The organism is Achromobacter xylosoxidans (assembly GCF_002192695.1).
Classification (GTDB): Bacteria; Pseudomonadota; Gammaproteobacteria; order Burkholderiales; family Burkholderiaceae_B; genus Achromobacter; species Achromobacter xylosoxidans_C.
Map to the genome: position 1 here is coordinate 306,365 of NZ_MTLG01000053.1, position 22,079 is coordinate 328,443.

At 65.9% G+C, this 22,079-nt stretch carries 20 protein-coding genes; 17 read left to right on the forward strand and 3 right to left on the reverse strand.

Going from position 1 to position 22,079, the window contains the following annotated elements:
* Positions 1-308: 308 nt before the first annotated feature.
* The 15 genes from gyrA to cysM all read left to right on the forward strand — a co-directional run bounded on the left by gyrA (position 309) and on the right by cysM (position 16,847).
* Positions 309-2,978: a DNA gyrase subunit A gene (gene gyrA / locus BRO63_RS07855; RefSeq protein ID WP_088139174.1), complete on the forward strand. Its 2,670-nt coding sequence runs from the start codon at positions 309-311 to the stop codon at positions 2,976-2,978.
* A complete protein-coding gene (gene serC / locus BRO63_RS07860) occupies positions 2,978-4,108 on the forward strand; it encodes a 3-phosphoserine/phosphohydroxythreonine transaminase (RefSeq protein ID WP_165867895.1) in 1,131 nt (376 codons plus the stop codon). Before gyrA ends, serC begins: the two co-directional genes overlap by 1 nt.
* Positions 4,101-5,186, forward strand: coding sequence for a prephenate dehydratase (gene pheA / locus BRO63_RS07865; protein WP_088139176.1), 1,086 nt, complete (start codon positions 4,101-4,103; stop codon positions 5,184-5,186). Before serC ends, pheA begins: the two co-directional genes overlap by 8 nt.
* 11 nt (positions 5,187-5,197) lie before the next feature.
* Positions 5,198-6,319 (forward strand): histidinol-phosphate transaminase, encoded by a 1,122-nt coding sequence (hisC, locus tag BRO63_RS07870; RefSeq protein ID WP_088139204.1) that lies wholly within the window; start codon positions 5,198-5,200, stop codon positions 6,317-6,319.
* Positions 6,316-7,218, forward strand: coding sequence for a prephenate dehydrogenase (locus tag BRO63_RS07875; protein WP_088139177.1), 903 nt, complete (start codon positions 6,316-6,318; stop codon positions 7,216-7,218). The genes hisC and BRO63_RS07875 overlap by 4 nt, the downstream gene beginning before the upstream one ends.
* A gap of 5 nt (positions 7,219-7,223) precedes the next feature.
* Positions 7,224-8,546: a 3-phosphoshikimate 1-carboxyvinyltransferase gene (aroA, locus tag BRO63_RS07880; RefSeq protein WP_088139178.1), complete on the forward strand. Its 1,323-nt coding sequence runs from the start codon at positions 7,224-7,226 to the stop codon at positions 8,544-8,546.
* Between the two features lie 13 nt (positions 8,547-8,559).
* Positions 8,560-9,249: a (d)CMP kinase gene (cmk, locus tag BRO63_RS07885; protein WP_088139179.1), complete on the forward strand. Its 690-nt coding sequence runs from the start codon at positions 8,560-8,562 to the stop codon at positions 9,247-9,249.
* Between the two features lie 197 nt (positions 9,250-9,446).
* Positions 9,447-11,162, forward strand: coding sequence for a 30S ribosomal protein S1 (rpsA, locus tag BRO63_RS07890; RefSeq protein WP_041655272.1), 1,716 nt, complete (start codon positions 9,447-9,449; stop codon positions 11,160-11,162).
* Positions 11,163-11,165: 3 nt separating this feature from the next.
* On the forward strand, positions 11,166-11,525 hold the full coding sequence (locus tag BRO63_RS07895) for an integration host factor subunit beta (RefSeq protein WP_013392394.1): 360 nt from the start codon (positions 11,166-11,168) through the stop codon (positions 11,523-11,525).
* Between the two features lie 139 nt (positions 11,526-11,664).
* The gene (locus BRO63_RS07900; protein WP_013392395.1) at positions 11,665-11,979 is read left to right on the forward strand and encodes a LapA family protein; all 315 of its coding nucleotides are present in this window, start codon (positions 11,665-11,667) and stop codon (positions 11,977-11,979) included.
* Between the two features lie 52 nt (positions 11,980-12,031).
* Complete coding sequence (lapB, locus tag BRO63_RS07905) at positions 12,032-13,246, forward strand: lipopolysaccharide assembly protein LapB (protein ID WP_088139180.1); 1,215 nt, start codon at positions 12,032-12,034, stop codon at positions 13,244-13,246.
* Entirely contained in the window at positions 13,243-14,184 is a 942-nt protein-coding gene (gene rfaE1 / locus BRO63_RS07910; protein ID WP_088139181.1) for a D-glycero-beta-D-manno-heptose-7-phosphate kinase, read from the forward strand. Before lapB ends, rfaE1 begins: the two co-directional genes overlap by 4 nt.
* Complete coding sequence (rfaD, locus tag BRO63_RS07915) at positions 14,181-15,170, forward strand: ADP-glyceromanno-heptose 6-epimerase (RefSeq protein ID WP_054450903.1); 990 nt, start codon at positions 14,181-14,183, stop codon at positions 15,168-15,170. The genes rfaE1 and rfaD overlap by 4 nt, the downstream gene beginning before the upstream one ends.
* Positions 15,171-15,346: 176 nt before the next feature.
* Positions 15,347-15,853, forward strand: a complete 507-nt coding sequence (locus BRO63_RS07920) for a ComEA family DNA-binding protein (RefSeq protein WP_088139182.1) — start codon at positions 15,347-15,349, stop codon at positions 15,851-15,853.
* An 85-nt stretch (positions 15,854-15,938) separates the two neighbouring features.
* A complete protein-coding gene (cysM, locus tag BRO63_RS07925; RefSeq protein ID WP_041655288.1) occupies positions 15,939-16,847 on the forward strand; it encodes a cysteine synthase CysM in 909 nt (302 codons plus the stop codon).
* Positions 16,848-16,950: 103 nt separating this feature from the next.
* Here the strand turns inward: cysM and BRO63_RS07930 are convergent, their stop codons facing one another.
* Positions 16,951-17,931, reverse strand: a complete 981-nt coding sequence (locus BRO63_RS07930) for a Bug family tripartite tricarboxylate transporter substrate binding protein (protein ID WP_088139183.1) — start codon at positions 17,929-17,931, stop codon at positions 16,951-16,953.
* On the reverse strand, positions 17,928-18,704 hold the full coding sequence (locus tag BRO63_RS07935; RefSeq protein ID WP_088139184.1) for an IclR family transcriptional regulator: 777 nt from the start codon (positions 18,702-18,704) through the stop codon (positions 17,928-17,930). The genes BRO63_RS07930 and BRO63_RS07935 overlap by 4 nt, the downstream gene beginning before the upstream one ends.
* A gap of 67 nt (positions 18,705-18,771) precedes the next feature.
* Here BRO63_RS07935 and BRO63_RS07940 point away from each other — a divergent pair, with 67 nt between their 5' ends.
* Complete coding sequence (locus BRO63_RS07940; RefSeq protein ID WP_088139185.1) at positions 18,772-19,821, forward strand: cyclase family protein; 1,050 nt, start codon at positions 18,772-18,774, stop codon at positions 19,819-19,821.
* 40 nt (positions 19,822-19,861) lie between these two features.
* On the opposite strand, the gene mltB is transcribed toward BRO63_RS07940, so the two are convergent.
* A complete protein-coding gene (gene mltB, locus BRO63_RS07945; protein WP_088139186.1) occupies positions 19,862-21,016 on the reverse strand; it encodes a lytic murein transglycosylase B in 1,155 nt (384 codons plus the stop codon).
* Between the two features lie 10 nt (positions 21,017-21,026).
* On the opposite strand from mltB, the gene BRO63_RS07950 reads away from it, so the two are divergent.
* On the forward strand, positions 21,027-21,950 hold the full coding sequence (locus BRO63_RS07950; RefSeq protein ID WP_179215053.1) for a histone deacetylase family protein: 924 nt from the start codon (positions 21,027-21,029) through the stop codon (positions 21,948-21,950).
* Positions 21,951-22,079: the final 129 nt, after the last annotated feature.

Genomic DNA, 22,079 nt, shown 5'->3' on the forward strand with positions numbered 1-22,079 from the left:
ATAGCTACTGGGTTTCCTGCGTGCTGGAAACAATCTTAAGGCATTTGGGGGCCTTTGGCTTCCCTGGAGAGGCGCATTGGCGCTGGATATGACGTTTTCGGCGCTCCTTCCGTTTTCCATGTTGGTTTTTGACAACAGGCCCGCAGGACGCGGGTCGAGGCGCGGGTCGGTCGCCGCCCCATATCTGCCGGTCCGGCCCGCCGAGGGGCTTCTTGGGGAGCGCCTTCTGACCTCTACGGGAATCGGATGATAGAATTTCCTGTTTACCCGGCCCGGGTTCCTCCTTACACGATTCTGTCGTTATATATATGGATTCCTTTGCCAAGGAGACGCTTCCGGTATCGCTGGAAGAAGAGATGCGCCGCAGTTACCTCGATTACGCGATGAGCGTGATCGTCGGGCGGGCGCTACCGGATGTGCGGGACGGCCTCAAGCCCGTCCACCGGCGCGTGCTCTACGCGATGCACGAACTGAACAACGACTGGAACCGCGCCTACAAGAAGTCGGCGCGTATCGTCGGGGACGTCATCGGTAAATACCACCCCCACGGCGACCAGTCCGTCTATGACACCATCGTCCGCATGGCGCAGGACTTCTCCATGCGCTACATGCTGGTCGACGGCCAGGGCAACTTCGGCTCGATCGACGGCGACAACGCCGCGGCGATGCGTTACACCGAAATCCGCCTGGCCAAGATCGCCCACGAACTGCTGGCCGACATCGACCAGGAAACGGTGGACTTTGGCCCCAATTACGACGGCAGCGAACAAGAACCGCTGCTGTTGCCGTCGCGCCTGCCCAACCTGCTGGTCAACGGCAGCTCGGGCATCGCGGTAGGCATGGCGACCAACATTCCGCCCCACAACCTCCAGGAAGTGGTCGACGGCTGCCTGTACTGCCTGCGCAATCCGGGCTGCTCGGTCGATGAGCTCATGGAGCTCATCCCGGCCCCCGATTTCCCCACTGGCGGCATCATCTACGGCATGTCCGGCGTGCGCGAAGGCTACCGCACCGGTCGCGGCCGCGTCATCATGCGCGCCAAGACCCACTTCGAGGACATGGAGAAGGGTAACCGCCAGGCCATCGTGGTCGATGCGATCCCTTACCAGGTCAACAAGAAGACGCTGCAGGAACGCATCGCCGAGCTCGTCAACGACAAGAAGATCGAAGGCATCTCCGACATCCGCGACGAGTCCGACAAGGACGGGATGCGCCTGGTCATCGAACTCAAGCGCGGCGAGGTTCCCGAGGTTGTCCTGAACAACCTCTATAAGAACACGCAACTGCAAGATACCTTCGGGATGAACCTGGTGGCGCTGGTCGACGGCCAGCCGCGCCTGCTCAACCTGAAGCAGATGATCGACTACTTCCTGCAGCATCGCCGCGAAGTGGTCACGCGCCGCACGGTGTTCCAGCTGCGCAAGGCCCGCGAACGCGGCCACGTGCTGGAAGGCCTGGCCGTCGCGCTCGCCAACATCGACGATTTCATCGCCATCATCAAGGCGGCGCCGACCCCTCCGGTCGCGCGCCAGGAACTGATGGCGAAGTCGTGGGACTCGTCGCTGGTGCGCGAAATGCTGTCGCGCGCCGATGGCGACACGCCGGGAGGCCGCGCGGCCTTCCGTCCGGACGACCTGGGCACCGAGTTCGGCCTCCAGGGCGACGGCATGTACCGCCTGAGCGACACGCAGGCCCAGGAAATCCTGAACATGCGCCTGCAACGCCTGACCGGGCTGGAGCAGGACAAGATCGTCGGCGAATACAAGGACATCATGTCCACCATCGCCGACCTGCTGGATATCCTGGCGCGCCCCGAGCGCATCACCACGATCATCTCCGACGAGCTGCAGGCCATCAAGGCGGAATTCTCGACTGGCGTGAAGGATACGCGCCGTTCGGAAATCGAACTGAACGCGACCGAGCTCGACACCGAAGACCTGATCACCCCGACCGACATGGTCGTGACCCTGTCGCACGGCGGCTACATCAAGAGCCAGCCCTTGTCCGAGTACCGCTCGCAAAAGCGCGGCGGACGCGGCAAGCAGGCCACGGCCATGAAGGAAAACGACTGGATCGACCAGTTGTTCATCGCCAACACGCACGACTTCCTGCTGTGCTTCTCCAACCGCGGCCGCGTGTACTGGCTGAAGGTCTGGGAAGTGCCGCAAGGCACGCGCAACTCGCGCGGCAAGCCCATCGTCAACATGTTCCCGTTGGCCGAAGGCGAGAAGATCACCGTGGTGCTGCCGGTCAAGGAATTCAGCGAAGACCATTACGTCTTCATGGCGACCTCGCGCGGCACGGTCAAGAAGACCCCGCTGTCCGACTTCTCCAACCCGCGCAAGGCCGGCATCATCGCCGTGGACCTGGACGACGGCGACTACCTGATCGGCGCCGACCTGACCGATGGCAAGCATGACGTCATGCTGTTCTCGGACTCGGGCAAGGCCGTGCGCTTCGATGAAAACGACGTGCGTCCGATGGGCCGCAACGCCCGCGGCGTGCGCGGCATGATGCTGGAAGACACCCAGACCGTCATCGCGCTGCTCGTGGCTGGCGACGAAACGCAAAGCGTGCTGACCGCCACCGAAAACGGCTATGGCAAGCGCACGCCGATCACCGAGTACACGCGCCACGGCCGCGGCACCAAGGGCATGATCGCCATCCAGACCAGCTCGCGCAACGGCAAGGTCGTGGGCGCCGTGCTGGTCATGCCTTCGGACGAGATCATGCTGATCACGACCGGCGGCGTGCTGGTGCGCACCCGCGTCTCGGAAATCCGCGAAATGGGCCGCGCCACGCAAGGCGTCACGCTCATCAACGTCGACGACGGCAGCTCGCTGTCCGGCGTGCGCCGTGTCGTGGAAAGCGATGCGGACGATGACGGCGACCTGGGCGAAGACGGCCAGGACGCGGATGGCGGCGACGACAACGGCGCTGCGGACTCGACGGATTCGACGGAACCTACGGAGCAATAATGGCCCGCCCCTGGAACTTCTCGGCAGGCCCCTCGGCCTTGCCCGAGGTGGTGCTGCAGCAAGCCGCTGCGGAAATGCTGGACTGGCACGGCAGCGGCATGTCCGTGATGGAAATGAGCCATCGCGGCAAGCATTTCGTGCAGATCTGCGATGAAGCAGAGTCCGATCTGCGCGACCTGCTCGGACTGCCGGCGGATTACGCCGTCATGTTCATGCAAGGCGGCGGTTCCGGGGAAAACGCCATCGTTCCCATGAACCTCATGGGACGCCGCGGCACGCCGGCGGCCGACTTCGTCGTGACGGGCCACTGGTCCAAGCGTTCGTACAAGGAAGCCGGCCGCTACGGCAGCACCCATGTGGCGGCAAGCAGCGAGCAGGCCATCCAGCTGGATGGCCGCGAGCAGGCGCCGCTGACCTGGGTGCCGCCGGTCGATACCTGGCAGGTGCGCCAGGATTCGGCCTATCTGCACCTGTGCAGCAATGAAACCATCGGCGGCGTCGAGTTCATGGACTGGCCCGACACCGCCGCGCTGGGCGCGCCCGACGTGCCGCTGGTCGTCGACGCGTCCTCGCATTTCCTGTCGCGTCCGATGGACGTGACGCGCTGCGGCATGATGTATGCCGGCGCGCAGAAGAACGCCGGCCCGGCGGGGGTGACGATGGTCATCGCGCGCCGCGACCTGATCGGCCATGCCTTGCCGATCTGCCCGTCCGCGTTCGACTACGCCAACGTGGCAGCGGAGCATTCGCGCTACAACACCCCGCCCACCTTCGCCATCTACGTCGCCGGCCTGGTGTTCAAGTGGGTCAAGGCCAATGGCGGCGTGGCCGGCATGGAAGCCGCGAACAAGGCCAAGGCCGATCTGCTGTACGGCTACCTGGACAGCACCAGCTTCTACCGCAATCCCATCCACGCACCCGTGCGCTCGCGCATGAACGTGCCGTTCGTGCTGCGCGACGAATCGCTGAACGACGCCTTCCTGCAAGGCGCCGACGCGGCCGGCCTGACGCAGCTCAAGGGCCACAAGAGCGTGGGCGGCATGCGCGCCTCCATCTACAACGCGGTGCCCCTGGCCGGGGTCGCCGCGCTGGTCGAGTACCTCAAGGAATTCGAGCGTCGCTATGGATGACGATCTGCAGCGCAAGCTGCTCCCCCTGCGTCAGCGCATCGACGCGCTGGACGCCCAGATCCTCGACCTCCTGACGCAGCGCGCGAGCGCCGCGCTGGAAGTGGGCGAGGCCAAGCACGCCGCGAATGCCGATGGTCCCGTGCTGCGTCCTGAGCGCGAAGCCGATGTCATCCGCCGCCTGCAGCAGACCAATCCCGGCCCGTTCCCGAACGCAGGCGTGGCCGCGGTTTGGACTGAAATCATCTCGGCCTGCCGCGGCCTGGAGCGCGGCATGACGGTCGCTTTCCTGGGCCCGCAGGGCTCGTTCTCGGAACAGGCCGCGCAGGAGCATTTCGGCCACGCCGTGCAGAAGTTGCCGTGTGCGTCCTTTGACGAGGTCTTCCGCGCCGTCGAGGCGGGGCAGGCCGACGTCGGCATGGTTCCGGTCGAGAACTCCACCGAAGGCGCGGTCAACCGCAGCCTGGACCTGCTGCTGAACACGCCGCTGAAGATCCTGGGCGAGCGTTCACTGGTCATTCGCCATTGCCTGATGTCGCAGTCCGGCAGCATGGACGGCATCAAGACGATTTCCGCGCATCCTCAGGCGCTGGCCCAGTGCCAGGGCTGGCTGACGCGCAACTATCCGGACGTGGCGCGCGTGGCCGCGTCCAGCAATTCCGAGGCCGCGCGCGCGGCTGCGGGCGACCCGAGCATCGCGGCCATCGCCGGCGAAGTGGCGGCGCCCGCCTGGAACCTGCAGATCGTGGCCGCGGGCATCCAGGACGATCCGCACAACCGCACGCGCTTCCTGGCGATCGGCAACATCGAGCCGCTGGTCAGCGGCAAGGACAAGACCAGCCTGATCCTGGCGGTGCCGAACCGCGCCGGCGCCGTCTACGAAATGCTGGCGCCGCTGGCCGCCAACGGCGTATCCATGACGCGCTTCGAGTCGCGGCCGGCGCGCACCGGCCAGTGGGAATACTATTTCTATGTGGACGTCCAGGGTCACCGCAATGACCCGAACGTCGAACGCGCCCTTGCCGCCTTGCAGGCGCAGGTTGCCTACCTGAAAGTGCTGGGTTCCTACCCGGCGCCGTGAGCCTCTCCGACATGACCACCGCATCCAAGCCCCTTGTTGCTCCCGCGCACGTCAGCGCCATCGCGCCTTACCAGGCCGGCAAGCCCATCGAAGAACTGGCCCGCGAATTCGGGCTGGATCCCGCCGGCATCGTCAAGCTGGCGTCCAATGAAAACCCGTTGGGCATGCCCAAGTCGGCGCGCGAGGCCATGCTGGCCGCCGCCGAGTCGCTGGCGCGCTATCCCGATCCCAACGGCTTCGACCTGAAGGCGGCGCTGGCCGAACGCTATGGCGTGCCGATGAGCTGGGTCACGCTCGGCAACGGCTCCAACGACATCCTGGAAATCGCGGCGCTGGCGCTGCTGGAGCCGGGCGTGTCGGCGGTGTACGCGCAGCATTCGTTCGCGGTCTACCGTCTGGCCACCCAGGCGCGCGGCGCGCGCCACATCGTGGTGCCGGCCAAGGAATACGGCCACGACCTGGATGCGATGTTCGATGCCATCGCCGACGATACGCGGCTGTTGTTCATCGCCAACCCGAACAACCCGACCGGCACCTTCGTGCCGGGCGACCAGATCGCGGCCTTCCTGGAGCGCGTGCACGCCGCCCACGGCGACCGCGTGACGGTGGTGCTGGACGAGGCCTATAACGAGTACCTCGATCCCGAGTTCCGCTTCGACAGTACCGCGCTGGTGCGCCGCTATCCCAACCTGATCGTGTCGCGCACGTTCTCCAAGGCCTACGGCCTGGCGGGCCTGCGCGTGGGCTTCGCGGTGGCGCAGCCCGTGCTGACGGACTTGCTGAACCGCGTGCGCCAGCCCTTCAACGTCAATACGCTGGCGCAAGCCGCCGCCATCGCCGCCTTGCGCGATGCCGCCTACCTGGAAGAGGCCTATGCTTCCAACAAGGCGGGCAAGGCGCAGCTGTGCGCCGCGTTCGAAAACCTGAAACTGCGCTACGTGCCCAGCTACGGCAACTTCGTGCTGGTGCATGTGGGCGACGCCCCGCGCATCAACCTGGAGCTGCTCAAGCGCGGCGTGATCGTGCGTCCGGTGGCCGGCGACGGCTTGCCGGAGTGGCTGCGGGTGTCCATCGGACTGCCGCAGGAAAACGAGCGGTTCATCGAAGCCCTGACCGCCATCTTGTCCGCATGAACGACGCGTCACCGAAATCCGATCAGGGGGCCGCTGGCCCCCTGATTCCTGTATTGGCCGTCGTGGGCGTGGGCCTGATTGGCGGGTCCTTCGCCGCGGCCTTGCGCCGGGCGGGGCAGGTGGGCCGGGTGCTGGGGGTGGGGCGCAATGCGCAATCGCTGGCCCGCGCAGTTGAGTTGGGGCTGATCGACGAAGCAGCGTCCGCAGAGGATGCCGCGGCGCGCGCCGATCTGATCCTGCTGGCGACGCCAGTGGGCGGGCTGGGCGACGTGCTGTCGCGCATGCGCGCGCATCTGCGTTCCGATACCGTGCTGACGGATGGGGGCAGTACCAAGGCTGAAGTGGTCGAGGCCGCACGCGTCGCCCTGGGCGACCGGATTGCGCAGTTCGTGCCTGGCCATCCCATCGCCGGCGCCGAGCGTACCGGGCCGGAGGCGGCGGATGCCGACCTGTACCGCAAGCGCACCGTCATACTGACGCCGCTGGCCGAGAACGGCGCGGCCTCGCTGGATCTGGTGCGCCAGGCATGGCGCGCTTGCGGGGCGGACGTGATCGACATGGACACCGACGCCCATGACCGCGTGCTCGCTTCGGTCAGCCACTTGCCGCATCTGCTGTCGGCGGTGTACATGGAACAGGTGGCCGAGGCCGCCGACGCCGCCACGCGCCTGGCTCTGGCGGGCAGCGGCTTTCGCGACTTCACGCGCATCGCCGCGGGTTCGCCCGAGATGTGGCGCGACATTTTTCTGTCCAACCGCGACGCGATGCTGGCCGAACTGGCCGACGTGCGCGCGGTGCTGGATCGTGCCGAACGCGCCATTGCCGACGGCGATGGCGCGGCTTTGCTGACGCTGCTGGACACGGCGGCCCGCGCCCGCCGCAACTGGCGCAAGGAGTAGCTGACATGGGCGCTTTGCCTTATCTCGACCTGCCGCGCGTGCGGCAAGCGCGGGGCGTGATTGCCCTGCCGGGTTCCAAGAGCATTTCCAACCGCGTGCTGCTGCTGTCGGCCATTGCCGAAGGCAGCACGGTCATCACCGGCCTGCTGGATTCCGACGACACCCGCGTCATGCTGGGGGCCTTGCGCCAGCTGGGCGTGCAGGTGTCCGAACTGGAAGCGGGCAGCGTCACGGTGCAGGGCGTGCGCCGCTTTCCCGTGGAAAGCGCCGACCTGTTCATGGGCAACGCCGGCACCGCGATCCGGCCGCTGACTGCGGCGCTGGCGCTGATGGGCGGCGACTACCGCCTGTCAGGCGTGCCGCGCATGCACGAGCGGCCCATCGGCGACCTGGTCGACGCGCTCAAGGGCCTGGGCGCCAGCATCGATTACCTGGGTCAGCCCGGCTATCCGCCCCTGCACATCGGCCGCGGCGACATCGCGGCCGACGCGGTCACGCGCGTGCAGGGTTCGGTGTCCAGCCAGTTCCTTACGGCCTTGCTGATGGCCGCGCCGCTGCAGGCCGGCCGCAGCGGCAAGCCGGTCACGATCGAAGTGCTGGGCGAGCTCATCTCCAAGCCCTACATCGAGATCACGCTGAACCTGATGGCGCGCTTCGGCGTGCAGGTGCGGCGCGACGGCTGGAGCCGTTTCGTCATCGACGGCGGGGCGGCCTATCGCAGCCCCGGGCGGATCGCCGTGGAAGGCGACGCCTCCACGGCTTCATACTTCCTGGCGCTGGGCGCGATCGGCGGCGGGCCGCTGCGCGTGACCGGCGTGGGCGCGGACAGCATCCAGGGCGACGTCGCCTTTGCCGCCACGCTGGCCGCCATGGGCGCCACCGTGACCTACGGTCCGGACTGGATCGAAGTATCGGGCGCGCGCGTCGCCCAGGGCGAACGCCTGAAGGCCTTCGACACCGATTTCAACCTGATCCCGGACGCAGCCATGACCGCGGCGGCGCTGGCGTTGTACGCCGATGGCCCGTGCCGCCTGCGCAACATCGGCAGCTGGCGCGTCAAGGAAACCGACCGCATCCACGCCATGCAGACCGAGCTGGAAAAGCTGGGCGCGCAGGTGGAATCGGGGCCGGATTGGCTGCGCGTGACGCCGCCGGCGCAGGACGCCTGGCGCGACGCGCACATCGGCACCTGGGACGACCACCGCATGGCCATGTGCTTCTCGCTGGCGGCTTTCGGGCCGGCGGCCGTCCGTATCCTCGACCCGGGTTGCGTCAGCAAGACCTTCCCGGGTTACTTTGATGTTTACGCGGGCCTGGTAGCGGCCTAGCGCAGAATTGCCCATGACTTCGATTTCCTCTGCAACTTCCTCTTCCGTCCCCGTCATCACCATCGACGGCCCCACCGCGTCCGGCAAGGGCACGGTGGCCCACCGCGTCGCCAAGGCGTTGGGCTGGGCCGTGCTCGACAGCGGCGCGCTCTATCGCCTGACCGCGCTGGCGGCGTTGAACCGCGGCTTGTCGGCCGAGGACGAGCCCGGCGTGGCGCGCGTGGCTGAGACCCTGGACGTGCGTTTCGAGGGCCCTCATGTCTACCTCGAAGGCGTGGACGTCGGCCACGAGATCCGCCGCGAGGAAGTCGGCAATTTCGCTTCGCGCGTGGCTGCCTTTCCGGGCGTGCGCAAGGCGCTGCTCGAGCGCCAGCGCGCCTTCCAGGTGGCTCCGGGCCTGGTTGCGGACGGTCGCGACATGGGCACGGTGGTGTTTCCCGATGCGCCCCTGAAGGTGTTCCTGGTGGCCGATGTGGTCGCGCGGGCGCAGAGGCGCTGTAAGCAGTTGATCGAAAAGGGAATTTCTGCTAATCTTGATGACCTTCTACGGGATATGCGCGAGCGGGACGCCCGCGATATGGGGCGAACTACGGCTCCCCTGGCTCCCGCAGCGGATGCACACGTGCTGGATTCGTCTGATTTGACGATTGCGGAAACGGTGCAGGCAATACTGGATTTCTGGAAGAACGCCGCCGCGGATTGAGTTATCGGTCCCGGACTTTCCCCGCGAATCCTCCGCAGTTTTCTGTTTTTTTTATCGGCCCTGTTCAAGCCAGGTGCAACCCCCACGGGCCACCCCGCAAGGGCGAACCGGCAAACAGGCATTTTGACTCCACTGTGGCGGGCAATCCGCTGCGGTGTGTTTTTAACGGCCATTTCGGCCCAATGGATTTCAACCCCATGTCTTCCGTTTCCACTACCGTCGCCACCGGCGGCGAAAGCTTCGCCGACCTTTTCGCACAGAGCCTCAAGAGCCAGGACATGAAGTCCGGCGAGGTCATCAGCGCCGAAGTCGTCCGCGTCGACCACAACTTCGTCGTCGTCAACGCCGGCCTGAAGTCCGAAGCGCTGATCCCCCTGGAAGAGTTCCTGAACGACCAGGGCGAGCTCGAAGTGCAACCCGGCGATTTCGTCTCGGTGGCCATCGATTCCCTGGAAAACGGCTACGGCGACACCATCCTGTCGCGTGACCGCGCCAAGCGCCTGTCGGCCTGGCTGCAACTGGAAAAGGCCCTGGAAAACGGCGAGCTGGTCACCGGCACCATCACCGGCAAGGTGAAGGGCGGCCTGACCGTCATGACCAACGGCATCCGCGCGTTCCTGCCGGGTTCGCTGGTGGATCTGCGTCCGGTCAAGGACACCACCCCGTACGAAGGCAAGACCCTCGAATTCAAGGTCATCAAGCTCGACCGCAAGCGCAACAACGTCGTGCTGTCGCGTCGCCAGGTGCTGGAAGCCAGCATGGGCGAAGAGCGCCAGAAGCTGCTCGAAACCCTGCACGAAGGTGCTGTGGTCAAGGGCGTGGTCAAGAACATCACCGACTACGGCGCGTTCGTGGACCTGGGCGGCATCGACGGCCTGCTGCACATCACCGACATGGCCTGGCGCCGTGTGCGTCACCCCTCCGAAGTCCTGCAAGTGGGTCAGGAAGTCGAAGCCAAGGTGCTCAAGTTCGACCAGGAAAAGAGCCGCGTCTCCCTGGGCGTCAAGCAGCTGGGCGAAGACCCGTGGGTGGGCCTGGCTCGCCGCTACCCGCAAGGCACCCGCCTGTTCGGCAAGGTTACCAACCTGACCGACTACGGTGCGTTCGTTGAAGTCGAAGCCGGCATCGAAGGCCTGGTGCACGTCTCCGAAATGGACTGGACCAACAAGAACGTCGATCCGCGCAAGGTCGTGACCCTGGGCGAAGAAGTCGAAGTCATGGTCCTGGAAATCGACGAAGACCGTCGTCGCATCTCGCTGGGCATGAAGCAGTGCCGCCAGAACCCGTGGGAAGAGTTCGCCACCAACTTCAAGCGTGGTGACAAGGTCCGCGGCGCCATCAAGTCGATCACCGACTTCGGCGTGTTCGTCGGCCTGCCCGGCGGCATCGATGGCCTGGTTCACCTGTCCGACCTGTCGTGGACGGAAACCGGCGAAGAAGCCGTGCGCAACTTCAAGAAGGGCGACGAGATCGAAGCCGTGGTTCTGGGCATCGATACCGACAAGGAACGCATCTCGCTGGGCATCAAGCAGCTGGAAGGCGACCCCTTCAACAACTTCGTTGCCACCTTCGACAAGGGCGCCGTTGTTCCGGGCACCATCAAGTCGGTCGAAGCCAAGGGCGCTGTTGTCACGCTGTCCGTGGACGTTGAAGGCTACCTGCGCGCTTCCGAGATCTCCTCGGGCCGCGTCGAAGATGCCACCACCGTTCTGAACGCCGGCGAGAACATCGAAGCCATGATCGTCAACATCGACCGCAAGACGCGTTCGATCCAGCTGTCGATCAAGGCCCGCGACAACGCCGAAACCGCCGAAACGATCCAGCGCATGTCCGACGCCAGCGCTTCGTCCGGCACCACCAACCTCGGCGCGCTGCTGAAGGCCAAGCTGGACCAACAGCGCAACGACGGTTAATTCGTGACCAAGTCGGAGCTGATCGCCGCCTTGGCGGCCCGCTATCCTCAGCTGGCCGCCCGCGACACCGATTACGCGGTCAAGACCGTGCTCGACGCAATGACCCAGGCCCTGGCCTCGGGTCAGCGCATCGAGATCCGCGGTTTTGGCAGCTTCTCGCTGTCGCAGCGGTCTCCCCGCATCGGTCGCAATCCGAAATCCGGCGAGCAGGTGCTGGTGCCTGGTAAACAGGTGCCGCACTTCAAGGCGGGCAAGGAACTGCGCGAGCGGGTGGACTTGGCCGGCGGCAATGACGAGGACGCTCAATCCTCTGGATCGAGTGAACCGATGCCGTCGATGGTGAGTCTGCACGCCATGCATTGACGGCACGGCAGTAAGGCCGCCTTCGGGCGGATCGGACCGAGAACCTGGCCCCTTGAGCAATCAAGGGGCTTTGTTTTTTGGCGCCAGGCGGGATCCGTCGCTTACAATTGATAGTCTTGAATTCTTTGGAGCATGCGCCATGCGCTACCTAGTCTGGGCCCTGCGATTGCTCGTGTTTGTTGCAGTATTGATGTTCGCGTTGAAAAACACGGATCCGGTCGCCGTGAAGTTCTACGCCGATTACGTGGTGCAGGACGTCCCCCTCATCGTCGTGATGCTGGTCGTGTTCGTGTTGGGCGCCTTGTTCGGCCTGTTGCTGACCGTGCCCGCCGCCATGCGCCGCCGCCGCGAAGCCATGCGCCTGCGCCGCGAACTGGACCGCGTCCAGGCCGCCGTCGCCGGCACCACGCCTGCCGTGCCGCCGGAGGCCGTGGCCCCGATGTCGCCGCTGTAACGCGCCGGCCCTGTATCCCTTTCCGCACTGAATTACCGCAAGAGCCCGCATAGTGGATTTTGAACCTTGGTGGTTGATTTTCGTGCCGGTATTGTTCGCGCTGGGTTGGCTGGCCGCGCGCTTCGATATCCGGCAAATGCTGCGGGAAACCCGCAGCCTGCCCGACTCCTATTTCCGCGGGCTGAATTTCCTGCTCAATGAAGAGCCGGACCGCGCCATCGACGCCTTTGTCGAAGTGGCCAAGCTGGACCCGGAAACCACCGAGCTGCACTTTGCGCTGGGCAGCCTGTTCCGCCGCCGGGGTGAAATGGAGCGCGCCATCCGCGTGCACCAAAGCCTGCTGAACCGTTCCGACCTGCCCGCCGCCGAACGCGAGCACGCGCAGCACGAGCTGGCGCAGGACTTCCTCAAGGCGGGCATGCTGGACCGCGCCGAAAGCGGCTTCGAGCAGCTCAAGGACACCCGCTACGCCTTGCCCGCGCTGCGTTCGCTGATCCGCATCTACGAATCCGAGCACGACTGGCCGCGCGCCATCGAGGCCGTGAAGACGCTGCAGGGCCTGGTCGACGAGCCGGTGCCGCAGCTCGTGCACTATTACTGCGAACAGGCGCAGACCGCGCTGTCGGCCAAGCCCGCCGACGTCGAAGCGGCCCACAAGGCGCTGGATGCCGCCGACCATGCCCTGTCGACCATCGATCCCGGTGCGAGCAAGGGCGCCATGGTGCGCACCGCGATGCTGCGCGCCCGCCTGGCGCTGATCGAACAGGACCCGAAGCGCGAACGCCTTTACCTGGAGTCGGTCATGACCGACGCTCCCGAGTACGCCGGCCTGGTGGCCGAGCAGGTCCTGGCGAACTACCGCGCCGCCAATCAGGAAGCGGCCGGGCTCGACGTGCTGCAGAAGCAGTATGCGCGCCACGCGTCGCTGGACCTGTTCAACGTGCTGTTCCGCGAACTGCGCGCCCAGCAGGGCTCTGCGCCGTCATGGGCATTTGCCCGCAATGCCTTGCGCAGCCATCCGTCGCTGCTGGGCCTGGACCGCCTGCTGGAAGCCGAGCTGGCCAATCCGGAAGGCGGCGCCGAGCAAGCGCCGGTGCCGGGCGCCGACCTGACGCTGTTGCGCAGCCTGATCCACAAGCATACGCAGCGGCTGGACCGCTACGCATGCCGCAGTTGCGGTTTTCAGGCGCGTCGCTTTTACTGGCAATGTCCCGGCTGCAACGCCTGGGAAACCTATGCGCCGCGCCGCTTGGAAGAACTTGAATGAATGCATTTCCCGCCGAAGCCATTTCGCATAGCCGCGTCCTAGTGGTGGGCGATGTGATGCTGGACCGGTACTGGTTCGGTGAAGTCGAACGCATTTCGCCGGAAGCGCCGGTGCCCGTGGTGCGCGTCGCGCGCCGCGAAGACCGGCTGGGCGGCGCGGCCAACGTCGCGCGCAACGTGGCGGCCCTGGGCGGCCACGTGACATTGGTCGGCGTGCTGGGCGAAGACGAGGCCGGCGACAGCGTCCGCCGCCTATCCGCCGAGGCCGGCATACAGGCCGACTTGGTCGCCGATACGTCCTTGCACACCACCTTGAAGATGCGTGTACTGGGCCGCCAGCAGCAGCTCTTGCGCGTGGATTTCGAGCAGCATCCGGCGCAGGCCGCGCTGGACTGCGTCGATGCTGCATTTGCCCGCCATCTGGCCAACCACGACATCGTCGTGCTGTCCGACTATGCCAAGGGCGTGCTGACGCGGGTCGAATCGCTGATCGCCCTGGCCCGCAGCGCCGGGGTGCCGGTATTGGTGGACCCCAAGGGCCACGACTACACCCGTTATCGCGGCGCCACCCTGGTCACCCCCAATCGCTCGGAAATGCAGGAGGCCGTGGGCCGCTGGAGTTCCGAGGCTGAACTTACCGATCGCGCGCAGCGCCTGCGCGCCGACCTGGATCTGGAAGCCTTGCTTGTGACGCGTTCCGAGCAGGGCATGACTTTGTTTACCGACGGCGGGCGCGACCACATCGATGCCCAGGCGCACGAAGTGTTCGACGTGTCCGGCGCGGGCGATACCGTGCTGGCGACGCTGGCCGTGTCGCGCGCCATCGATCTGCCCTGGGTCGACGCGATGGGCTGGGCCAACAAGGCCGGCGGCATCGCCGTGGGCAAGCTCGGCACGTCCATCGTCACCGCCGCGGAATTGGCAGGAGAACTCTCATGATCGTCGTTACCGGCGCCGCCGGCTTCATAGGCAGCAACCTGGTGCGGGGGCTCAACCGCCGCGGCATCAAGGACATCATCGCGGTCGATGACCTGACCGAAGGCGACAAGTTCGTCAACCTGGTCGATTGCCAGATCGCGGACTACATGGACAAGGACGACTTCCGCCGCCGCGTCCTCGACGGCAGCTTGCGCGAAGTGCGGGCCGTGCTGCACCAGGGCGCGTGCTCGGACACGACCGAGCGCAACGGCCGCTACATGCTGGACAACAACTACCGCGTCACGCTGGAGCTGTTCGAGTTCTGCCAGGAGCGCCGCATTCCGTTCCTGTACGCCTCGTCGGCGGCGGTCTATGGCGGTTCCTCGATCTACGTGGAAGATCCCGCCAACGAAGGCCCGCTCAACGTCTACGGCTATTCCAAGCTGCTGTTCGACCAGGTCCTGCGCCAGCGCATGGACAGCCTGACCGCACAGGTCGTGGGCCTGCGCTACTTCAACGTCTATGGCCCGCACGAACAGCACAAGGGCCGCATGGCCTCGGTGGCGTTCCACAACATGAACCAGTTCCTGGAGCACGGGCACGTGCGCCTGTTCGCGGGCTGGGACGGCTACGTGGACGGTGGCCAGAGTCGCGACTTCATCTCCGTCGAGGACGTGGTTGCCGTCAACCTGCACTTCCTGGATCACCCCGAGCAGTCGGGCATCTTCAACTGCGGCACGGGCCGCGCGCAGCCCTTCAACGACGTGGCGGCCGGCGTGGTCAATGCCTTGCGCGCGGAGCGCGGCGAAGCCGAGCTGACGCTGGCGCAGCTGGTCGAACTGGATCTGATCCGCTATATCCCGTTCCCGGACGACCTGAAAGGGCGCTACCAGAGCTACACGCAGGCCGACGTCACGCGCCTGCGCGCGGCGGGGTTCCAGGCGCCGATGCGCGACGTGCGGACCGGTGTCACCGAGTACGTGCGCTACTGGCGCGCCCGCAAGTAAGTCTGCGCGACTGCGCCGTGTCTGCAAGCTAGCCACCCTTCGCGGTGGCTTTTTTTCGTCTGGCGGTTTGCCGGGGCGGATGTTTCCATTCACCGCGCCGCCGTGGCGAGGCGCGCCGCCCGCATGATCTGAGCGTGGCGTGACAGCCGTTGCGCCAGACTCCAGGGAGACCTTCCATGAATCCGTTCCTTCAATCCGCCGCCGCCCACCCGGCGCCCTTTGCCAGATGGCGCAGGACGCGTGCCACCCTTGCTTCCGAAGCCCGGCCGCGCCCTTTGCGGCAGGTGTTGGGCACGCTGCTGGTAACGGCGGGCCTGGGCCTGGTCGCGCCGCAGGCGCTTGCGGTCGACCTCAACCAGGCCAATGCCCAGCAGCTCGAAGGTGTCCGGGGAATCGGCCCGCGCATGGCGGAAATCATCATCAAGGAACGCGAGCGGGGCGGCAAGTTCGAATCCTTGAACGACTTGGCTGAACGCGTGCGCGGCATCGGCCCGAAGAAGGCGCAGGCCTTGCAAGAGGCCGGCCTGCAGGTGGGAGGGGCGGGCCCTCAGACCGGGCAGGGCGATACAGCGGCCAAGCCGGCGCAGGGCAAGCCGGCTGGGGGCAAGGCCGAAGCCAAATCCGAAACCAAATCCGAAGCGAAACCGGTGGCATCCCAGCCCGCCGCCCGCGCCCGGCCCTGAGCGCGTAGCGGCCTGCGGCGGGTAGCCCTGGCGGGAGCGCGGCTTTTGACGGCGCGCGCCGCCAGGCGAGGTTATTATCGTCCGCATGACTACTACCTATCCCACTATCGAGCAAACCGTCGGCAATACGCCGCTGGTGCGCCTGCAGCGCATTCCCGGGGCCGCGGGCGCAGCCCGGGGCAATGTCATCCTGGCCAAGCTGGAGGGCAACAACCCCGCCGGCTCCGTGAAGGACCGTCCGGCCCTGTCGATGATCGCGCGCGCGGAAGAGCGCGGCGACATCAAGCCGGGCGACACCCTCATCGAGGCCACCAGCGGCAATACCGGCATCGCGCTGGCCATGGCCGCCGCCATGCGCGGCTACCGCATGATCCTGATCATGCCCGACAACCTGTCGGTGGAACGCCGCGCCGCCATGACGGCCTATGGCGCCGAACTGATCCTGACTCCTGCGGACAAGGGCGGCATGGAATATGCCCGCGACCTGGCCTCCGCCATGCAGGCGGACGGCCGCGGGCTGGTGCTGGACCAGTTCGCCAATCCCGACAACCCCCGCGCCCACATCGAAACCACCGGGCCGGAAATCTGGAACCAGACCGAAGGGCGCGTCACTCACTTCGTGAGCGCCATGGGCACCACCGGCACCATCATGGGCGTGTCGACCTACCTGAAGTCGCGCAATCCCGCGGTCCAGGTGGTGGGCGCGCAGCCCGCCGAAGGGTCGTCGATCCCGGGCATCCGCAAGTGGCCCGAAGCCTACCTGCCCAAGATCTTCGACCGCAGCCGGGTGGACGCCTATGAATCCATCGAACAGGCCGAGGCCGAACAGATGGCGCGCCGGCTGGCGGCGGAAGAGGGCATCTTCGGCGGAATTTCCTCGGCGGGCGCGCTGGTTGCGGCCCTGCGCGTGGCCGAGCGCGTCAACGACGCCACCATCGTGTTCATCGTGTGCGACCGCGGCGACCGCTACCTGTCCACGGGCGTGTTCAACTGAACGCCTGACCGCGTCGCACCGAAAAAAACCGCCATGCCGGGCTAGCCGGACATGGCGGTTTTTCATTGCAGGGGCGCAGCGGGCGCCCCGGTTTCTTGCCGGCTTATTCGGGCTGGATGCCGGCGTCCTGCATCACCTTGATCCAGCGCTTGCTTTCCGCGAGGTTGAAGGCTTCCGCTTCCTGGTAGCTCATGGCGCTGGGCAGCGTGCCTTGCGACTTGAGCGCTTCCACCACCTTGGGCGATTGCGACGCTTCGATCATGGCCTTGTTCAGCTTGGCGATGATGGGCTGCGGCGTGTCCTTGGGCGCCCACATGCCGTACCAGGTGACGATGTCGAAACCGGGCAGGACGCTTTCCGCGATGGTCGGCACGTCGGGCAGTTCGGCCAGGCGCGTCTTGGTCGTCACGGCGATCGGGCGGATCTTGCAGCTCTGGATCAGCGGCAGGGCCGGCGCCAGCGGCGCGTACATCAGGTCCACGTGGCCGCCCGCGACATCGGTCAGCGCCGGGCTGCTGCCGCGGTAGCCGACGTGGGTGATCTTGGCCTTGGTGGAGGTGTTGATCAGCTCGCCCGCCAGATGCGGCAAGGTGGCGACGCCGGGCGAGGCGAAGGTCAGCGAGCCGGGCTGGGCCTGGCCCTGCTTGATCAGTTCGCCGAAGGTCTTGAACTTGGAGTTGGGCGGGACGACGGCCACCATCGGCACCGTGCCCAGCACGCCCACCATCTGGAAGTCCTTGATCGGGTCAAAGCTCAGATTCTTGAATTGGGCCGGATAGATGCCCTGCACCGACGGGTTCATCAACAAGGTGTAGCCGTCGCCGGGCGCCTTGGCGACCTGGGCCGTGCCGATGGTGCCGCTGGCCCCCGCGCGGGTTTCGATCACCAGCGGCTGGCCCAGGATTTCCCCCATCTGGACCGCGATCACGCGGCCGACCACGTCCGTCGGTCCGCCCGCCGCCCACGGCATGATCACGCGGATGGGCTTGTCCGGATAGGCCGCCTGCGCATAGGCGTTTGCCGCCGGCAGGGCCGCCGTGGCGATCGCCGAGCATGCCGCGGCGAGGAAGGTGCGTTTGTTCATCTACTGTCTACTCCTACAAAGGTGAGATTGGCCGAGGGCAGCGCTGCCTGCAGCATCGCCCGGACCTCGGCCAGCTGTTTCCCCGTGGTGGCTTCGTTCTTCAGCATCCGGCTCAGCGGGCCGGCCACCACGATGGCAAAGGGTTGTTCGTATGCCCGGAATCCGAGCGAAATGGACATCACGTCCTCCACGTTCTCGCCCACCGAGCGTTGCCAGCCGCGCGCCACGCCCGCTTCCAGGTCGCGGTCGAAGGCCTCCTGGCTGGTGAGCGTGCTGTCCGTGTAGGCGGCAAAACCGCTGTAGGCCTTGAACCACTTCTGCCGTTCTTCCTGCGACAGCACCGACAGCAGCGCCTTGCCGGAGCTGGTGGCGTGCACCGCCTTGAAGCCGCCCGGCTGGTGCGAGAAGCGGATCGTCTGCTTGGACTCGGCGACGATCAGGTACACGACCTTGTCGTCGGCCAGCTTGGCCAGCAAGGCCGTTTCGCCCGTCAGGTCGCGCACCCGGGCCAGCACCGGCTCGATCACCGCGTTCAGCGGGTCGCTATGGCAGATCAGGGTGGCCACGTGTATCAGTTTCTGGGTCGGGTAATAGCCGTGCTTCTTGCCGATTTCATAGAGATAGCCGCGCGCCACCATGGTCTTCAGCAGCCCATGGCAGCTCGACAGCGGTATCCCCATCTGGGCTGCGATTTCGCTGTACAGCAAGGGCTTCTGCGCCTCGGCGAAGAGGTTCAGCACATCCAGCACGCGGCCTGCAGTTTTCACATCCATGATGTTAGTATCCTATACGTGATAAATTTATGTCAAACAGCATTCAATCGACCAGGAGTTGCAACGCATGAGATGGAAGAACCGTCCTGAGGGATCGAACTGGGGAGATTTTGGGCCTGACGACCAGCGAGGCTGCCTGAATTACATCACCCCCGCGAACGTGCTGAGCGGCATGCGCGAAGTCCGCGAGGGACTGAGTTTCTGCCTGTCGCTGCCGCTGGATTACCCGGGCGGCAACGGCGTGAACGTCCGGCGCCATCCGCCCAAGCTGCGTCCCACCGAAAGGGACGGCGACCAGTACCTGAATTTCCCCTTGGGGCGCCTGCGTCCGGGATGCGTCGACGTGCTCAGCGACGACATCGTCGAAATGAGCCTGCAGTACTCAACGCAATGGGATTCGCTGGCGCATGTGGGCGCGCTGTTCGACGCCAATGGCGACGGCCTGCCCGAACGCGTCTACTACAACGGCTACCGGCCCAACGAGCACGTGGTGGGGCCGGTGGACTACGACGTGGACAATGGCTACGCCAAGACCGACCTGGGCCAGGGGCCGGCCTCCAACGCCAAGAAGCTGGACATCACCCAGCTGGCCGAATCGTGCCTGCAGACCCGCGGCGTGATGGTTGACCTGGCGCGCCATTACGGCCGAGAGCAGAAGTCGGTCGGCTACGACGACCTGATGCGCATACTGGAAGCAGACCGGATCGAGATCGAGCGCGGCGATATCGTGCTGTTCCACACGGAATTCGGCGACGCCCTGCTCGAAAAGAACCGCGAGCCGGACCCCCATACGCTGCACGAGATCTGCGCCGGCCTGGATGGCAGCGACGAGAAGCTGCTGCAGTGGATCACCGACTCGCAGGTGGCGGCCATGGCATCGGACAACCATGCGCTGGAAATCTATCCCACGCAGAAGCCCAATGCCTGCTGCGCGGCGCTACCCTTGCACCACCATTGCATCTTCAAGATCGGCATGCCGATAGGCGAGATGTGGTACCTGGGGGCGTTGGCGCGCTGGCTCGCCGCCCACGGCCGCAGCCGCTTCCTGTTGACGGCGCCGCCGTTGAACCTGCCGGGCGCCGTAGGGTCGCCCGCGACGCCCGTCGCGACGGTGTAAAGGCTGGCCGCGGCGTGGGACGCCGCGGCTCATAGCGCTGTCAGCGGCCCACGCGGGCTTCGATCTCGTAGGCCAGATCCGCCACGGACGTCGCGTAGAAGTAGCTGCGGTTGTACTTCGTCAAGGCGAAGAAGTTGGGCGTGCCGACGCGGTATTGCGCCGTGCCCCGGGCTTCCTCGACCAGGTCGACGACCCCCAGCGGCTGGCTGCCCCAGCCTGCGGCAGAGGCGCCCGGCTGCAAGCGCGCGCCGGCCGCCGTGAGCGTGCCCCAGCTTTGCTTGGGTTCCAGTCCGCCGTCGACCAGCGCGGTGGGATCGGCGGGCAGCACCACCGGCGCGAACACCGGCAGGCCGCGCTGCCAGCCATGCTGCGACAGGAAGCTGCCCACCGACATGATGGCGTCGCGGGTGTTGTTGCTCAGGTCGATATGGCCGTTGTCGTCGCCGTCCACGGCGTAATGCATGACGCTAGTGGGCATGAACTGGGGCATGCCGATGGCGCCGGCGTAGGAGCCGCGGGTTTCCAAGTCCAGCTTGTCTTTCATGACCAGGGTCAGGAAATCCGCCAGTTGGCCGCGGAACATGGTGGCGCGCTCGGGCTTGGCGGGGTCCGGATAGTCGAAGGCCAGCGTGGTCAGCGCATCCAGCACGCGGAAATTGCCCATATTGCGGCCGTACAGCGTCTCCACGCCGATGATCGAGGCAATCACCGGCGCCGGAACGCCGAAGCGCTGCGCCGCCTGGTTGAGCAGGTCGCGGTTCTCGTTGTAGAACTCCACGCCCCAGCCGATGCGCTTGGGCTCGACGAAGCGCGAGCGGTAGGTCAGCCAGCTGCGCCAGATCTTCTTGCCCGGGGGCGAGGGCGCGATCAGGCGCGCGACGGTGGCGTTGTAGCGGGAACCGGCCAGCGCGGCGACCATGGGATCCAGCGGCAACTGGCGCTCGGTGGCCAGGTTTTCCACGAAAGTGCGGACTTCAGGCCGCAACGTGCCATTGGCGGCCAGTGCGGCGGGGGCATCGTCCGCCAGTTCGGATCCAGGTGTCGGCGCGCTGGGTCCGATGCGGATGGGGGCCGGGGTTGATTCGGCAGCCGGCTGGCCGGCGGCGGTATTGGGGGCAGAGGGGGCGGTGGTGGAGCAGCCCGCCAGCAGGGCGGAGAGCGTTCCGAGTTGCAGTAATCGCCGACAGATGAACATAATCTTCCTTATGGAGACCATGTATCTTACCCACCCGGCATGCCGCCTGCATGAAATGGGCAGTTGGCATCCCGAAAGCCCCCAGAGGCTGGACGCCATTTCAGACCAGTTGCTGGCCAGCGGATTGATGCCTTACCTGGACGACCGCCAGGCGCCGCAAGCGTCCCGCCATGACATATTGCGGGTGCACACTGTCCAGTACTTGAACAGTTTGCGCGAACACTTGCCGGAGCAAGGGTATTTCCCTATCGATCCGGATACCTTGATGAACCCCCACACCTACGAGGCCGCCCTGCATGCGGCCGGAGCGGGCGTGGCGGCGGTGGATGCCGTGATGGGCGGGGAAGCCCGCACGGCCTTCTGCGCGGTGCGGCCTCCGGGGCACCATGCCTGCCGTTCCCAGGCCATGGGATTCTGCTTTCTGAACAACGTCGCCATTGCAGCGCAGCATGCGCTGGACTTCCACGGCCTGTCGCGCGTGGCCATCGTCGATTTCGACGTGCACCACGGCAACGGCACCGAAGACATCTTCGCCGGCAACGACCGCGTGCTGATGTGCAGCTTCTTCCAGCATCCGTTCTTTCCCAATAGCGGCACCGAGCATCCGGCTTCCAACATGCTGAACGTGCCCGTCGCCGCCTACACGGGAGGGGCGGCGGTCAGGGCCATCGTCACCGATACCTGGCTGCCGGCGCTGGAGGCGCACCGGCCCGAGCTGATCCTGATATCGGCCGGTTTCGATGCGCACCGCGAGGACGACATGGGCCAGATGGGCCTGGTCGAGGCCGATTACGCCTGGATCACCGAACAGCTCGTGGCGGTGGCCGAGCGCCACTGCCAGGGGCGCATCGTCAGCACGCTGGAAGGCGGTTACAACTTGTCCGCCCTGGGCCGCAGCGTGGTCGCCCATATACGAGCGCTGGCGAAGCTGTAGAATCAAGAAAAAATTGTGCAATGCGATCCCGGCGCATGCCGGGTAATTATTTTCCATTTGGAGGCAGCGGGATGAAGGTTTTGGTACCTGTCAAACGCGTCGTTGACTACAACGTCAAGGTGCGCGTCA